Origin of the sequence: Paenibacillus phyllosphaerae, from assembly GCF_014192105.1 — a bacterium.
GTDB lineage: Bacteria > Bacillota > Bacilli > Paenibacillales > Paenibacillaceae > Paenibacillus_Z > Paenibacillus_Z phyllosphaerae.
In genome coordinates, this window is sequence record NZ_JACHXK010000003.1 from 540839 (window position 1) to 555421 (window position 14583).

The 14583-nt window shown below is 52.0% G+C and carries 14 protein-coding genes and 1 rRNA gene; 7 read left to right on the forward strand and 8 right to left on the reverse strand.

What is annotated here, in order from left to right; translation table 11 throughout:
• Positions 1 to 29: 29 nt before the first annotated feature.
• Together FHS18_RS10160 and FHS18_RS10165 are read right to left on the reverse strand one after the other, a co-directional pair.
• Entirely contained in the window at positions 30 to 1061 is a 1032-nt protein-coding gene (locus tag FHS18_RS10160; RefSeq protein WP_183599612.1) for a YkvI family membrane protein, read from the reverse strand.
• 148 nt (positions 1062 to 1209) lie between these two features.
• Complete coding sequence (locus FHS18_RS10165; RefSeq protein WP_183599614.1) at positions 1210 to 1929, reverse strand: hypothetical protein; 720 nt, start codon at positions 1927 to 1929, stop codon at positions 1210 to 1212.
• A 198-nt stretch (positions 1930 to 2127) separates the two neighbouring features.
• Between FHS18_RS10165 and FHS18_RS10170 the strand changes: the two genes are divergently transcribed.
• The 4 genes from FHS18_RS10170 to FHS18_RS10185 all read left to right on the forward strand — a co-directional run bounded on the left by FHS18_RS10170 (position 2128) and on the right by FHS18_RS10185 (position 4646).
• Positions 2128 to 2700: a xanthine phosphoribosyltransferase gene (locus FHS18_RS10170; protein ID WP_183599616.1), complete on the forward strand. Its 573-nt coding sequence runs from the start codon at positions 2128 to 2130 to the stop codon at positions 2698 to 2700.
• 89 nt (positions 2701 to 2789) lie between these two features.
• The gene (locus tag FHS18_RS10175; RefSeq protein ID WP_183599618.1) at positions 2790 to 3110 is read left to right on the forward strand and encodes a hypothetical protein; all 321 of its coding nucleotides are present in this window, start codon (positions 2790 to 2792) and stop codon (positions 3108 to 3110) included.
• 204 nt (positions 3111 to 3314) lie between these two features.
• Positions 3315 to 3551 (forward strand): hypothetical protein, encoded by a 237-nt coding sequence (locus FHS18_RS10180; protein WP_183599620.1) that lies wholly within the window; start codon positions 3315 to 3317, stop codon positions 3549 to 3551.
• A 288-nt stretch (positions 3552 to 3839) separates the two neighbouring features.
• The gene (locus tag FHS18_RS10185) at positions 3840 to 4646 is read left to right on the forward strand and encodes a divergent polysaccharide deacetylase family protein (RefSeq protein WP_183599623.1); all 807 of its coding nucleotides are present in this window, start codon (positions 3840 to 3842) and stop codon (positions 4644 to 4646) included.
• On the opposite strand, the gene FHS18_RS10190 is transcribed toward FHS18_RS10185, so the two are convergent.
• Positions 4614 to 5411 carry an N-acetylmuramoyl-L-alanine amidase family protein gene (locus FHS18_RS10190; RefSeq protein WP_246427552.1) on the reverse strand — a complete coding sequence of 266 codons (798 nt, stop codon included), beginning with the start codon at positions 5409 to 5411 and terminating at the stop codon, positions 4614 to 4616. The two genes, FHS18_RS10185 and FHS18_RS10190, sit on opposite strands and share 33 nt — an antisense overlap.
• Positions 5412 to 5547: 136 nt before the next feature.
• Here FHS18_RS10190 and FHS18_RS10195 point away from each other — a divergent pair, with 136 nt between their 5' ends.
• Entirely contained in the window at positions 5548 to 5778 is a 231-nt protein-coding gene (locus tag FHS18_RS10195; RefSeq protein WP_183599625.1) for a YqzE family protein, read from the forward strand.
• Here FHS18_RS10195 and FHS18_RS10200 read toward each other — a convergent pair.
• The 3 genes from FHS18_RS10200 to FHS18_RS10210 form a co-directional block, all read right to left on the reverse strand.
• On the reverse strand, positions 5761 to 6663 hold the full coding sequence (locus tag FHS18_RS10200) for a hypothetical protein (protein ID WP_183599627.1): 903 nt from the start codon (positions 6661 to 6663) through the stop codon (positions 5761 to 5763). The genes FHS18_RS10195 and FHS18_RS10200 overlap by 18 nt on opposite strands.
• Positions 6664 to 6817: 154 nt before the next feature.
• On the reverse strand, positions 6818 to 7771 hold the full coding sequence (locus tag FHS18_RS10205; protein ID WP_183599629.1) for a YqhG family protein: 954 nt from the start codon (positions 7769 to 7771) through the stop codon (positions 6818 to 6820).
• Positions 7768 to 9576, reverse strand: a complete 1809-nt coding sequence (locus FHS18_RS10210) for a DEAD/DEAH box helicase (protein ID WP_183599631.1) — start codon at positions 9574 to 9576, stop codon at positions 7768 to 7770. The genes FHS18_RS10205 and FHS18_RS10210 overlap by 4 nt, the downstream gene beginning before the upstream one ends.
• Before the next feature lie 275 nt (positions 9577 to 9851).
• On the opposite strand from FHS18_RS10210, the gene FHS18_RS10215 reads away from it, so the two are divergent.
• The gene (locus tag FHS18_RS10215) at positions 9852 to 12479 is read left to right on the forward strand and encodes an adenosylcobalamin-dependent ribonucleoside-diphosphate reductase (protein WP_183599633.1); all 2628 of its coding nucleotides are present in this window, start codon (positions 9852 to 9854) and stop codon (positions 12477 to 12479) included.
• 71 nt (positions 12480 to 12550) lie between these two features.
• Here the strand turns inward: FHS18_RS10215 and FHS18_RS10220 are convergent, their stop codons facing one another.
• Both FHS18_RS10220 and FHS18_RS10225 read right to left on the reverse strand, forming a co-directional pair.
• Positions 12551 to 13735 carry a M20 family metallopeptidase gene (locus FHS18_RS10220; RefSeq protein WP_183599635.1) on the reverse strand — a complete coding sequence of 395 codons (1185 nt, stop codon included), beginning with the start codon at positions 13733 to 13735 and terminating at the stop codon, positions 12551 to 12553.
• A 34-nt stretch (positions 13736 to 13769) separates the two neighbouring features.
• Positions 13770 to 13976 carry a DUF2536 family protein gene (locus FHS18_RS10225; protein ID WP_183599637.1) on the reverse strand — a complete coding sequence of 69 codons (207 nt, stop codon included), beginning with the start codon at positions 13974 to 13976 and terminating at the stop codon, positions 13770 to 13772.
• A gap of 514 nt (positions 13977 to 14490) precedes the next feature.
• Here FHS18_RS10225 and FHS18_RS10230 point away from each other — a divergent pair.
• Positions 14491 to 14583: ribosomal RNA gene (locus FHS18_RS10230) — 16S ribosomal RNA — on the forward strand; the annotation flags it as partial.

Genomic DNA, 14583 nt, shown 5'->3' on the forward strand with positions numbered 1-14583 from the left:
TCGCATCAGCGAAGCTGTGAGCTTGCAGCTCAAGATTTGCGGAATTTCATCAGCAAAACCAGCCAGCCGAGACTGATCAAGCCGAACAGCGGGTACAGCGTTGATAACAAGGGGCCGAACCCGATTTGGCTTAGCAGATAGCAGATGATGAGAATCAACAGAATGACCATGCTTTTGGACAATTTCACCGATTCGACGATCTGCAGCGCCAATCCATAGATATTCGCGATCAAGGTCGTGAAGATCTCGGAGAAGATCAGGAAGATATAGATCCATTGCACGCTGCTGCCGAGCTCCCGGGCAATCGCGCCCATCGGAATCGCGAACTGCTGAATGCCTGGCATATAGACTGACAAGGCAATATGGCCGACCAAGAGCATGAAGCCAATTCCGATGCCGCCGGCCCACGAACCGTAGATGATGGCTTTTCGATCCTTGGTGCCGGCCCCGAGCGGTACGAGGACAGCCTGAGACATCGAGAGATTGAAGGCAGTGTACAAGAAGGGGGAAGTCCAAGCGGCGAGCGGGGACAAATCCGAAGAGAGGATCAGCCACCGGTCGGAGCCGGGAACGCGCAGCGTATCGATGATAATGAGAACGGTGAAGATGAGCATCGCGGGCACGACAATGGAGTTGACGGTCAGAATCGCGTTCATGCCTTTGCGCAGCAGCAAGAAACAAGCCACCAGCGTAATGAGCAGCCCGGTTTGATAAGAGATGTTCCAATGTTCATTGAAGATGGAGCCAGCTCCTGCAAGCATGACGGCCGTAACGCCAAAAAGGACGACCAGCATAAAGCGGCTCACCCATTGGCCAAAGCGCTCACCGAACAAAACTTTGTTCACATCTTCATAGGATCTGGCCGATACATCATGAGCGATCAGCATCATTTTGGTGCCCAGCCAGATGAACATCATGGTGGAGACAACGATCAAGGCTGCTCCCCAATAGCCGAATCGGGTGAAGAATTGCAATATTTCTTGACCGGTTGCGAAACCAGCTCCGACTATTGTCCCCATATAAGTGAAAGCGATTTGTATGACGACTCCGGTTCTTCTCATCCTGCTCGTCCTGCCTTTCCGACTCCAGCTTCTTATAGTCTATATCCATAGGTATGTTGGAGTACGGACAGGCATGACAAGTTATCGGACGTGTGCGTAAGTTAACGTTTGGTAAGGAAAGGGTGGAATTGGGGTTGAGGTGATGGGATTAAGCGCGCGAATTGTCATAGAACAGCTTCATGGACAGAATACTGTCCGATTCCGGATCCAGATCGAGCTTCAACAGCGTGCTGCCGGCCTTGTAGGTAAGAACGTTCGCGGTTTGCGTCGTCGGCTTGCCGAGCAGCTTAAGCGCCGCCTCAGCCTGGTCGCCGATGCGCAGACCGCTTAATCCAGGAGATACGGCGCGAGCGAATACCTCGACATATTGCACCGTATCGTTCTCGCTCAGACCAATGGCAAAGCCGTCATATTCACGTACGGACAATGATTCTTCCTCATCCTGGAGGACATATTCATCAAGTGGTTCGCCGACCTTGAGATCAAGCGCTTCTTCGGTTTCTGCCAGTGCAATGTTATGTAGTTGGGGATTATCCGGATCCCATAGCGCTTCGATTTGACCGACGGACGAATCTGCGGCATCGGCGTTGCTATCAGCTGCCGAATCGGACTGGGTGCCGGCTGTAGCTGATTTGGGGTGCTCCTCGTCAGCGATCGCATTCGTAACAGGAATATTGCCGGATTGTGCGGCGGTATACGATTTTTGAGGACTGTCGGCATCTGAAGACTGAGCAGCGGAAGAAGCAGCGCCCGGCAGGGTCGAAAGGGAAGGCGCTTCTACCGTCTGGCTGCAACCGGACAGTATCGGTACTAGCAAGAAACTTGATAGGACCAGGGTATAGGCGGCGATGTGTATACGGGTTGGCATAGAACGATCACCTCGATTTTTAGACAGATAAGAAACATCATTTTCCTTATCCACTCATTAGCCACCATTGTATGGTTTGACGCAGGTTTTCATAAAAAGTTTCACTCGCCAAGGTGATCAATATCCTGTTTCGCTGTTGCGCAGGCTGCCTCACCTATGGTAACTTATCGGAAAAAGGTTTTCCGTGGAGGGAAAGCAATGGATCAACTGAAAGATCGCATTTTACAAGAAGCTTCCATCATGAACAATGAGGTGCTGAAGCTAGACGGATTATTGAATCACCAAGTGGATCCGGAATTGACGGTTGATATGGGCAAGGAATTTGCGCGGTTGTTCGCGGAGTCTGGTATAACGAAGGTCATCACTGTGGAATCTTCGGGTATCCCCGTGGCATTCACGACGGCATTGTCGCTCGGCGTACCGCTTGTGTTTGCGAGAAGGAAGAAGACGCTGATCGCCGATCCGGACGCGTATACGGAGCGAGTTCCTTCTTTTACCAAAGGCATTGTAACGGATATTATGGTGTCGCGTCAATTCCTGCAAGCGGATGACACCGTGCTGTTCATCGACGATATCATCGCGAATGGAGATGCCGCCAGAGGCTTGATCAAGATCATCGAGCGCTCTGGAGCTAAGCTGGCCGGCGTCGGCATCGTGGTGGAGAAAGCATTCCAGGCAGGAGCAAGAACGATTCGGGAACAAGGGATCCGGGTGGAGTCTTTGGTCCGTATCGCATCGCTCGAGGATGGCGTCATTCGCTTCGAATCCTAGCCTAGCAAAAATGTACCACGTCAAATCTCTTTCCTGATCGGGCGATATCCTTTATAATGTTTTTGAGAACTGAGGGGAGGCGCAAGAACATGGGGAAATTTTCAGTAGAGTATTTGCAGTCTAAGCTGTCCGCCGCGAAAGTTCATTTCGAGCGTGCGCTCGATTGTAAACATACCGAGTTTGATGATCTTTATCCTTATATGATTGAACACCCGCAATTTTTCTGGTACAAGCGCTATGTTGCCTGGTCGGAACTGCTTACGATCGTTAACCTGTGCGAAGAGTTGGAGATTGCCTGGAACGAGCAATTCTCGGCGAAGCAGGCCGAATATATCGTTAGCCGCGTCATGTCATCCCGCGTCTTGGACGAATGGTATGAGACGAATGATTCCAAGGAACATGTAGGCTAAGTATCAGCCAGCAGTTATCAGAGCAGGATAATGTCAAGGCCTCATGGATTGCCGATACTAGGCACATGGGGCTTTTTTCTAAATACAAGAACTTTATAAGTTTCACGCTTATCAATCATCTTGTATTTCTCCGGAATGAAACGCGCTGGCCATGATTGACGGCGTCAGCCGCTTCACCTTGTATCGAGAGGAAGGTGAGCCGTAATGATTAACGACGAGCAGTTGAATGCCTACCGTCAGGACGGAACGAAAATTCGCGTCGTACGCGATGGGCTGGAGATGAATGATGTGATTGGTATTGTCGTCGCTTGGGATGAGAGTACGGTCCTAATCCGCAGACATAATCGGCGGGTCGTAAAGTTAAGCCGTACATATCTATACGAACCATTTTCGGCGCCGCGAACGGATCTGACGGCAGTCTCGGAAGTATCGCAAGATTAACGCCTATATTGCCTAATGTTCATACATCCATATACGGATGCCCTTTTGACCTTTATGGTCGAAAGGGTTATTTGTTTTGCGCAACTACAAAAATTTATAGTTTCACGTTTATCAATCAGCTTGTATTTCTTAGAGCGAGACGCGGATCGCTATGTGGTGAGATGAAGATAGCCGTTTCGCCTTCGTTCCCAACATTTTAGACGCGGGAAGAAGCAGGGCGCAGACGGATATTTTCCTGCGACTGCACACACAATGAGACCATCATCATGCAGCAAAGGGGAGAACGATATGAGTCTGAAGGCAAAATGGGCTGCTATTGGGGCGTTCAGTCTGCTCGTGTGGGGAGTGGGTTCGGATGCATCGGTGCTAGCAGGGGATGCGAAACCGGCGGAGAATCGTCAGGTTGCGGTCGTTATCGACGACTTCGGCAACGGGATGACCGGTACGGAGGAGATGTTCAAGTTGCCAATCCGGTTTACTGCAGCTGTTATGCCTTTTATGCCCACGACGAAAAAAGATGCGGAGCTCGCGCACAAGCGGGGGCTGGACGTTATCGTGCATATGCCAATGGAACCGAACCGCGGCAAGAAGGAGTGGCTTGGCCCTGGCGCGATTACGACCGACCTATCCGACGCGGAGATCCGCAATCGTGTGGAGGCTGCGATTGCGGAAGTTCCCTATGCGATCGGCATGAATAATCATATGGGGTCTAAGGCGACTGCGGACGAGCGAGTTATGCGCAACGTGTTGTCTGTCGTGCGCGACCATGGCATGTTTTTCCTCGACAGCCGGACTACGGGGAAGTCGGTGATCCCGAAGCTGGCCGCGGAATTGGGCGTTCATTTGCTCTCCAACGATGTCTTCCTGGATGATATCTATACGGCTCAGCATATCAGCCGCCAGATCGGGGTGCTCGAGAAATATTTATCTTCCCATGAAGCATGCGTTGCGATCGGCCATGTCGGTCCTCCGGGGAAGAAGACGGCCGCAGCCTTGCGAGATTCGATTCCTCAACTATCGGAGAAAGCGGTCTTCGTCCGTTTGTCCGAGATGCTGATCCCTTCAACGGAGAAGGATATAATTCCTCACCCCTGATGCGATAGCGTCCGCGACGGCCAGCTGGGTTCGGGGATTGGTCAGCATCGCGCGGTCATGCCCGTTACTGATGTAACCCATCTCGACGATGACAGCCGGAGACTGAACGACTTTCAGCAGGTAAAATGGTTTTCCCAATCTCGGAACCGCATGTTTATGCTGCTGCTCATTCAAGGCGAGTTGAATGCAGCTGGCCAGCAGGGTGCTTTGCCCCTCCGGCTGATGAAGGACGAGCGGACCGTGCACGCGTTCGCTCGAGGACCAGTTCACATGGAGGCTGACCACGAGCGCGGTATCAATCTCTTTGCTCAGCTGGGACCTTTGGGATAAGTCGCGCTGATGCCTGGAACGGCTTCCGTGCCAACGGTTATCGTCACTTAAGGCGTAGTCGCCATCCCGATTCAGGATCGCGCGAATGCCGCTGGAACGGAGCAACAGGTACAGCTTTTTGCCGATCGCCAGATTAATGTCTTTCTCCAACGTATCTTGGTAGACTGCGCCGCCATCAACACCGCCATGTCCGATATCAATGAGTACCTCGGCGCTTGGAAGGGCGCGGCTGTAACGGGGATCGTCAAGCCGTTGATTGTCGACGGCCTCATTAGACGCTTCCTCGGCTGCAGGCAGCATAGTCAAAGAAACAGCATGAGATGCAGAAGCTGGAACAGCATGGCCGACCATCGAGAGCAAGGTTACAGCGGTCAGCAAGGGCCGTAGTTGCCGTAGCCATCGTGATCGTCTCAAGCGATGCAAGAACATATTCATTCAATACCTCCATAACAGGTCATGGCTTTTTATATCGTGGCTCAGACGCTGTTAATTCATGCATGTTTGAAGCTTTCCCCTTCCGGAGACACTAGGAAGTAGTGGGCATAACCGATATGGTTTAGGAGGGATAACGATGGCAGGACGCGATGATTTAATCAAATATGTGACGCAGCAGCTTGTTACGTACATGGACACTCCGGGAGAGCAGCGTAAGCAGAAACGCCAAGCAGCCAAGGCCGCTAGGGAACCTTGGCTGACGAGATGGTTCGGCATGGCGCCGATCGGAATCGCATTGTGGTGGAAAGGCAGGACGAGAAAGACGCATGAGCTGGAACAGCAGCACGATCTACTCGTTGAAAAATAAACCTTGACTCTGAATATCCGCCAAGGCGACATAGCGCATGCCATACTGGTCGAACGCCACATACAGCTTTTGATCATTCCACTGATGATAGCCAATTGCCGGCCAGACGAACAGAACAGTGCGGTCATACAGCTCTGAAGTGAATCGGATCTTAGCTTGTCTATCGAGAAGCTGGGTCAACTGATTCACTTTATTTGTTTCCAACGGCTTTTTCGTCAGCCAAGGCATCTGCTCGTAAGCATCGAAAGTCGGATTCATTCGTACAAGTGAGATTGACTTGGCAGCAGATGGCGCGGAAGAACCGTCGGCGGTAAGTTTCTTAAGCTTCACGCCTGCAGACAACCACTGTTTATCATCGATCGGCAACGCTTCACCGGTCCAAGCGTCTAGATAATAGGTTTGTCCATCAGGCGAATCCCACTTCCAGACCGCTAACAGCGGATTCATATAGAGTCGCTCAAGCTTCAGCGGGTGTAGCAGGGCGTCTGCATAAGAAGAGATAAGTCCCTGCTGTATCATGGATTGATACAGCGTATTTGGATCATAAGCAGGATGGCTGCCGCTTCCGTATTCGCTCAATTGGAAGCCGCCGTCCTCTTTGGCGTGGACGATCAAATACCCGACCGGTTTTGCGGCCTTATCCCGCAAAGTAACGAGCCATCCGTGCTGGCCTGGGCCGATCGGAGTGATCGACGTTGTAGACTGCTTCCAAGCCGTGAAGCCTTGCTGTTTGCCTAACTGTTCCACCCATGTTTGCACTTGGTTCTCCAAAGCCGATGGCGCAGTCGCATTCGTAGGCGTGGCCGCCGTGACTGAGACGGGAAGCAAACTGCACGTTAGCAGCAAGACAGTTAGGAACTTGATTAGCGAAAATGATCGGAGCATGGCGTTCACCTGCACTTCCTCAAGATTGAGTAACGTTATTGTACGGTACGGAAGAGAAGAAGGCTGTTGGAACCTGTCGCACAGATTGGGACAAGCCCCGTTCTTTTTTTGCCGCAATGATGCGAATTAGCGGTCAAATCCCTTCTTCTTGTCGTTACCCAATTCCGGCCAAATAGAAAATACCGCAGTTTATGGCGGAAACCGTCACGCGCGGTTCATACTGCCAACGAATTTCGGCCTGCCGGCGTTCGAATTGCTCTTGCATGGCGGCTCGGATTTCATCGTCCTCAGCCGCGGCTATGAGCGGTTCGTAATAATGCTGCACCGTCGCCAATTCTTCCTCAAGCCGCTTCGAAGCGCCTTGCGCCCAGGCATAGTCGTAGGCCTTCAGTTTTCGTTCCAATGCCTGTTCGCCGATCGTGGCAGCCTTATTGAAGGTAATGGCATTCTTGGCGGTATGCACATTGGGCGGTAAGCGAGGGGTCATCCGCAAGGTGGATAAAGAGTCATGGAACCCTTCGACACATTGACCCGTTGCGAGCGAAATGCCGAGCGAATGGAATTCTTCGCGTTTCATGTCGCAGGCGAATTCGACTTTCATATTTAATCCGAGCCACGCGGTATAAGCTGTCGATTGCAGAGGATGGGCGCTTTTGCGCTCGGGCTCCTGGAATAGACACACATAGCTGCCGCCTAATTTGGCCGAAGCGAACAGCTGCTCCAACTTCCGGGAGCCAAAATGCAGCTCTTCCCGCGGCATCCGGCCGGTAGGATTGAGCGTTCCATGCACGAATCCCATCGAACGACCGATGGCCGCATCGGCAGCAGCGCCGATTCCTCCTTGCGCAGTCGGACCGGCAGCAGGCGAGTTGGCTTCTTCCGTCTGCGTTTCGTATTTCTTTTTGTCGGTGATCAGCAGCATCGTCATCGTCTCCGGCTCGGCGCCCGTCCGCTCGACAAAGCTCCAATAGAAAGGACGATTCGTCAAGTCCCGGTCGGCATGCGGAGACAGCTTGGCGATATAATGTGCCGGTGACTTCTCGATGATCCGGCTGTCCGTCGCATCCAGATACCGCCCAACAAACTTGTGCACCTGCCGTTCGTTCATGGCCGCACCTCCACGGTTTGTCCGACGGCGTCCAAAATCGCGCCGATCGGCGTCTCTGGTATAGGGTCCTCCTCTGCAACTTGCGTGCGCAGATGGCTCAACTGGTCGCCAAGATCGCTGATACGTTTGCGCAGGTCTGTAGAATCCCCTGCTTCGAGCATCGCTTTACTGAGCCGCTGTTCCAGCGTGTCTTCCTTCTCGAAGCGTTCGAGAATATGGTCAAGACCGCCGATGACAAGCTCGAACAGATTGATCTTCTCATGGAGCAGGCTGACGATATGCTCCTCAATGGTGCCGAGCGTGCACAGATTATAGATTTTTACGTCGTTCTGCTGGCCCAATCGATGAACGCGGCCGATCCTTTGCTCGACTCGCATCGGATTCCATGGCAGATCGAAGTTAATAATATGGTGGCAGAACTGCAGATTGATGCCCTCGCCGCCGGCTTCGGTCGCAATGAGCACTTGGGCGCGTCCGCGGAACAGATCCATCATCCAGTCCTTCTTGCCGCGATTCATGCCGCCTCGATAAGGAACGGCTATGAGATTATGGGAGCGGAAATAATTGAGCAGATACTCCTGCGTGGCCCGATATTCGGTGAAGATGATCACCTTATCGTCCATTTCCCGGATAAGCTCCATCGTTTTTTCGGCTTTCGTGTTAGCTTGGATGTTACGGATGAATTCGACGAGCTCCCATATTTTCGCCCGGAGCGGTGAATCCTCAGCCGTCTTTTTGAACAGATTGACGAGCGTTACGAACACGGCATCACGGCTTGAACATACTTCCCGCTGCAACGTAACCAGGGCAAGCATGCTCGTCCAGTCGCCGTTGCTTTCGTTATAACGGTCGCGAACGAATCCGGTAACGGCATCATAGAGTGCTTGTTCCTCGGTTGACAGCGGCAGCGGAATGTTCTTGACGATCCGCTTCGTGAATTGAATCCCTCCGTCGCCGCGCCGATTGCGGACCATTACGCTCGAGAGCGCTTCCTGAAGCCGGTCTTCATTTTTCGGCACCCGCTTATCCACGACGAAATTCGCGGCAAAATCGCTCTGGCCGCCGAGCTGGCCCGGTTTCAGCAGCGTGATGAGGTTATACAGTTCATCCAGATCGTTCTGAACCGGTGTAGCCGTCAGGAGCAAACAATATTTTTTGCGGAGCTGGTTCACAAACTGATAGTTGGTCGTTTTCTTGTTCTTCAGTTTGTGCGCTTCGTCGATGATAAGCATATCGTAATCATGGTTCAGCAGAATATCGCGATGCGGATCGCGTTTGGCTGTATCGATGGACGCGACGACGACTTCATTTTGCCAGGAATGCTCTTTCTTTTGGGCAATCGCAGGAATGCCGAACTTCTGGTTGAGCTCGCGTACCCATTGCAGAACGAGCGAAGCGGGCACTAGAATGAGCACCCGGCTGACAAGTCCGCGCATCATATATTCTTTCAGAATGAGACCGGCTTCGATCGTCTTGCCAAGTCCGACCTCATCGGCTAGAATCGCCCGGCCGCTCATCTCGTGCAGTACCTTACGCGCGGTACTGATCTGATGAGGCATCGGTTCGAGCGTTGGCAGTGTCCGCATACATTGCAGGTCATCGAAGCTTCCAATCAGCTTGGACTGCTCGGCTTCGACGGCCAGCTGATACATGGTCCAATCATCCCAAGGCCCGTTACGGTCCAGCCGCTGTTGCAGCTCGTTGAACCAAGTCCGGTCGAAATGAATGTCAACGTGATTGTTCAGCTTACGGGCTACAATGGAGGAAGGCTGATCCCCTTTTCGATCATTGCTGGTTTGTGTCATAGAGGAACTCCTTTCCAAGGAAGGGATTAACTTCGTTGTACTAGTATGACCTTGCCTGTCACAATTCATAAGAAGGCCGCATGAAAAAAGGCGAGGCACTGCTGGAATCTGGTAAACATGCGAAAACCATAGCAAGCGGGCGCTAGATGAAGCAGCTAGTCCATAGTTTGTCCCAAAAGGCTGTTTTTCACTATTTACGTCCATATATGGTGTGGTAAAATGCTATTTAGACACAAGATATAGTGAATGTAGCTTATGGGGAGGAGCGATCGCACATGGGAACGATGAGCGGCAGCCGTTTAGAAGGTTTAAGTGAAAAAATATTTTTGGACCGTTATGCATGGAAGCATGCTTCGCCGGAGTCGGTCAAAATAGGGGATACGGTGCTGGTGCTGACGAAGGACGATCCGAAATTCCCGACGAAGGAAGTCGGCGAAGTCATCGCGCGTTCAGCGAATGAGGTAACTGTGCTTCTGCGCAGCGGGGAGAGCGTCAATTCGCCGGTCGAGAAGTTGACGCTCACAGTCGAACGTACGCCGGATGAGATGTGGAATCGATTGTCCAAGGCCATCTCCGCCGTTGAAGAGACGGAAGAGAAACAACAGTTATGGCAGGAACGATTCCGTTACATCTTGGATGACTGGAAGCTCGTTCCGGGCGGACGTATCGCAGCAGGCGCAGGCGCAAGCGATGAACTGACCTTGTTTAACTGTTATGTGATTCCGTCTCCTAAAGACAGCCGGGGCGGCATAATGGAGACATTGACCGAAATGACGGAGATCATGGCCCGCGGAGGCGGCGTAGGCATTAATCTGTCCTCGCTTCGTCCACGCCGTGCCGTTGTCGCAGGCGTCAACGGTTCATCTAGCGGTGCTGTTTCCTGGGGCGGATTGTTCAGCTACACGACGGGACTGATCGAGCAGGGCGGCAGCCGCCGCGGCGCGCTCATGCTCATGATTCACGACTGGCATCCGGATGTGCTGGACTTCATTACCGTGAAGCAGACGATGGGTCAGATTACGAATGCGAATCTGTCCGTGTGCGTAAGCAACGACTTTATGCGAGCGGTGAAGGAAGATCTGGACTGGGAGCTTGTTTTCCCGGATACCAAAGAACCCGGCTACGATGAGTTATGGGATGGCGATCTGGAGAAATGGCGTAATCAAGGCCGTCGCGTCATCCATTACAAAACCGTGCGTGCCCGCGATATTTGGCACACCATTATTGAGTCTGCGTGGAAGTCGGCAGAACCGGGCGTCGTGTTCATGGAGCACTACAACCAAATGTCCAATAGCTGGTACTTCAACCCGCTCATTGCGACGAATCCGTGCGGCGAGCAGGGACTTCCGGCTTGGGGCGTGTGCAATTTGTCCGCTATCAACCTGTCGAAGTTCTATGATGAGGAGAAGCATGACGTCGCTTGGGATGAGCTGGCGAAGGTGACGCGCTACTCCGTTCGTTTCTTGGACAATGTTATTGACGCTACGCCTTATCACTTCGAAGAGAACGAGAAGAACCAGAAGCGCGAGCGCCGAGTAGGCCTTGGCTCGATGGGTCTAGCGGAACTGATGATTAAATTAGAGGTTCGCTACGGCAGTCCGGAATCGTTGGAGTTCCTGGATAAGCTATACGGATTTATCGCGCGTGAATCCTATTTGGCCTCTACGGAAATTGCAGCCGAGAAGGGCTCATTCGAAGCGTTCGAAGCAGACAAATTCGTTCAGAGCGGCTTCATGAAGCACATGATCGAAGCGAATCCGGAGTTGGATGAAGCGGTGAAACAGCGGGGGATCCGCAACGTGACCATTCTGACCCAGGCCCCGACTGGCAGCACGGGTACAATGGTCGGCACGTCTACCGGCATTGAGCCTTACTTTGCTTTTGAATACTATCGCCAAAGCCGTCTGGGCTTCGACAAGCAATACGTTCCGATCGCACAAGCATGGAAAGACGCGAATCCAGGCCATGAACTTCCGGATTACTTCGTCACTTCGATGAGTCTGTCCGCGGAAGACCATATCCGCGTACAAGCGGCGATTCAACGCTGGGTGGACAGCTCGATCTCGAAGACAGCGAACTGCCCGAATGATTTCACCGTTGAAGAGACTGGTCGTCTGTATGAGCTTGCATTCGAGCTAGGCTGTAAGGGCGTCACGATCTATCGCGACGGCAGCCGCGATGTGCAGGTACTCTCCACTGCGACTGCTGAAGAGACTGATAAGAATAAAGAGGCGGAAGTCGTTGCCGCGGTCGAGGAGCCGGCATCCGATGCAGCCACTGCCGCATTCAAGCTTGCAGCGGAGACTGCCGTGGCATCCGCGCTGGAGCCTGCTAAGGCTGAGCCGGTCATCGATAAGCAATACAAACGCCGTCCGGCTATTTTGCGCGGCGCAACGTATAAGATCAATACGCCTTTTGGCATGGCATATATTACGATCAATGATCTGGATGGAACGCCAGTTGAAATCTTCTTGAATGTGGGTAAAGCGGGGTCGGATGTCTTTGCGATGGCCGAAGCGCTTGGCCGCGTATGTTCGCTCTTCTTGCGTTACGGCGATCACGGCAACAAAGTTCAATTGCTCATCAAGCATCTGAAAGGGATCGGCGGTTCTGGCGCGATTGGCTTCGGTGCGAACCGAGTTGAATCGATTGCGGACGCAGTCGCCAAATCGTTGGAACTGCATATTGCAGGCAGCGGAGAAGAAGCGGCTTCCGCGGAAGAAGTTGAAGCGGTCAGCGCTCCAACGCAGCAGCTTAAAGTGCTGCCTATGGCAGGAGGTTATTCCGCCAAGCCATCGGAAGCTCATCCGAGAGATCTGTGTCCGTCCTGCGGCGGAGCAACGCTAGTTCATATCGAAGGATGCAAAACCTGCGGTACATGCGGATATAGCCGCTGTACGTAAATACAAAGAAAGCGCTGCGTGATCGTTCAGATCGCGCGGCGCTTTTTTATATAGAAGGAGGTGTTAATGGGTCATCGCGTTTGTCCGCCAACCGAATGGTTAAACTCTTCCCGTATCCTGGACAGCAGCTCAGGCGAGGTGCACACGTCATAAGCGGTGGCAGCGAGCATCTTGGCACCGAAGATCATCAGTTCCAGCGCACGCTCCGTCATCGCAGCGTTACGGAATTCCACCGTATGAAGAATGAGCCGCTCTTCTACGATTTTGACATAAGGATGAATGGCTGGGCACCGCAGAGACACATTGCCTAGATCGAGCGAACCGTGGTCTTTGCCCACCGTAATTTCTTCAGGCACAATACCTCCAGCGATCAGATTCGATGTGAATACATCCGATAACGTTTCGTTCGTTAGAAGCTCATCGTAGGAATACTGGTAGTTATTCCATTGCCACGTGCAGCCTGTTTGTAAGGCAGCTCCTTCGGCGCAGCGTTTCAGCTTCTCAACCAACTCGTTCGTGTAAGCGCGAGTAGCCGATCGGGCGTAAAATTTCGCCGATGCATAGTCGGGAATCACATTCGGCGCTGTTCCGCCATGATCAATAATGCCATGAATCCGTGCATCGCTGCGAGATTGCTGGCGCAGGGCGTTAATCGAATTGAACAGCTGCAATACAGCATCGAGCGCGTTAATGCCTTCATGCGGATTCGCTGCGGCATGGGCATTCTTACCGAAAAACTCGAAATGAAGTGCGTCCATCGCTAAGGATGAACCCGATTTCTCGAAGGAATGGTAGGGGTGCGCCATCAGGGCAAAATCGCAATCGTCAAACATTCCTGCCGCAGCCATCGTTACTTTGGCTCCGTTGGTTTCTTCCGCTGGCGTTCCGTACACGCGGATCGTTCCGCCGATCTCATCGATGACGGATCTGAGGCCGACGGCTGCTCCGATGCTCATCATGCAAATTAAATGATGGCCGCACGCATGGCTTACTTCAGGCAGGGCATCGTACTCGGCGAGGAAAGCTATTGTAGGCCCCGGTTTACCTGTGGTGTAGGTTGCGAGGAATGAAGTCTCGATGTCTAGGACGCCTCGTTCAACGGAGAAACCATGTCGTTCTAGTTCTTCAGTAAGCTTGGCAGCGGCTAGAAATTCAGCATTGCCGAGTTCCGGATGTTCTCCAATATATCGAGAAATGGTTTTGAAAGCATCGCTGTGCTCATTGATTGTGCTTAATACATGCTGCTTCAATGACATATGGGGTACGCTCCTTATATGAACTGATGAATGCCTATTTGGCTTTGAAATGGACGACAGCGGAGTAGAGCATTTTCTCTGCGCGCGGGTCGAAAATCACCTGGTGGGTTACCGAATAGACATCCAGAAGCATCGCCTTATTATTATCGATCTGCGCTGCAATTTGCTTCTCCAGCGTCGGAAGATCGTAAGCTTGAAAAAACTCGACCTTGTTTTCTAGTCGTTCCAACATAAAATCCATTCGGATTACCTCCAACTAATAGCACGATTATGCATCTATTATAGCTGCTATAGAAGCTGATTCCTATCAGTCCTTGCAGGAGTGTTTAATTCTGCTTATTCAAAAAAACGAAAGTTGTTATAAAAAAGGTGTTGCAATCATTTAGAGGCGTATGGTATATTCTAATTCCGGTCGCGAGAGCGATACGGAAAAGCGATAAAGAACTGGATGAATGCTGATTGATCTAGTAAGCGTTCAAGCCAATCATCGTTTGATGAATGATGAACTTCCTATAAATCAATCATCACTTGATGAATGATGAACGTCTTGTCAGTCGTTCGAATCAATCATCACTTGTTCCTTGAAAACTGAACAATGAGCGATATGTTTTATAGCTAGTTTTTAGAATGAGCTGAACAAGCTCCTTCGAAGTAGCGGAATGCTGCATGTCCAACCTCGCGGTTGTACACGCAAGCCAATCCGCTGCCTTGATGGAATGCTGATCGACCTTCGGGTCGCTCAAACCAATCCATCTTTTATGGAGAGTTTGATCCTGGCTCAGGACGAACGCTGGCGGCGTGCCTAATACATGCAAGTCGAGCGGATCTTATCCTTCGGGGTAAGGTTA

Excerpts from the sequence above, each read along its gene's own strand:
- FHS18_RS10215 (WP_183599633.1), top strand. The coding sequence starts at position 9,852 with ATGGGAACGATGAGCGGCAGCCGTTTAGAAGGTTTAAGTGAAAAAATA.
- FHS18_RS10170 (WP_183599616.1), top strand. The coding sequence starts at position 2,128 with ATGGATCAACTGAAAGATCGCATTTTACAAGAAGCTTCCATCATGAAC.
- FHS18_RS10205 (WP_183599629.1), bottom strand. The coding sequence starts at position 7,771 with ATGAACGAACGGCAGGTGCACAAGTTTGTTGGGCGGTATCTGGATGCG.
- FHS18_RS10225 (WP_183599637.1), bottom strand. The coding sequence starts at position 13,976 with ATGGATTTTATGTTGGAACGACTAGAAAACAAGGTCGAGTTTTTTCAA.
- FHS18_RS10165 (WP_183599614.1), bottom strand. The coding sequence starts at position 1,929 with ATGCCAACCCGTATACACATCGCCGCCTATACCCTGGTCCTATCAAGT.
- FHS18_RS10180 (WP_183599620.1), top strand. The coding sequence starts at position 3,315 with ATGATTAACGACGAGCAGTTGAATGCCTACCGTCAGGACGGAACGAAA.
- FHS18_RS10195 (WP_183599625.1), top strand. The coding sequence starts at position 5,548 with ATGGCAGGACGCGATGATTTAATCAAATATGTGACGCAGCAGCTTGTT.
- FHS18_RS10190 (WP_246427552.1), bottom strand. The coding sequence starts at position 5,411 with ATGAATATGTTCTTGCATCGCTTGAGACGATCACGATGGCTACGGCAA.
- FHS18_RS10185 (WP_183599623.1), top strand. The coding sequence starts at position 3,840 with ATGAGTCTGAAGGCAAAATGGGCTGCTATTGGGGCGTTCAGTCTGCTC.
- FHS18_RS10220 (WP_183599635.1), bottom strand. The coding sequence starts at position 13,735 with ATGTCATTGAAGCAGCATGTATTAAGCACAATCAATGAGCACAGCGAT.
- FHS18_RS10210 (WP_183599631.1), bottom strand. The coding sequence starts at position 9,576 with ATGACACAAACCAGCAATGATCGAAAAGGGGATCAGCCTTCCTCCATT.
- FHS18_RS10200 (WP_183599627.1), bottom strand. The coding sequence starts at position 6,663 with ATGCTCCGATCATTTTCGCTAATCAAGTTCCTAACTGTCTTGCTGCTA.
- FHS18_RS10160 (WP_183599612.1), bottom strand. The coding sequence starts at position 1,061 with ATGAGAAGAACCGGAGTCGTCATACAAATCGCTTTCACTTATATGGGG.
- FHS18_RS10175 (WP_183599618.1), top strand. The coding sequence starts at position 2,790 with ATGGGGAAATTTTCAGTAGAGTATTTGCAGTCTAAGCTGTCCGCCGCG.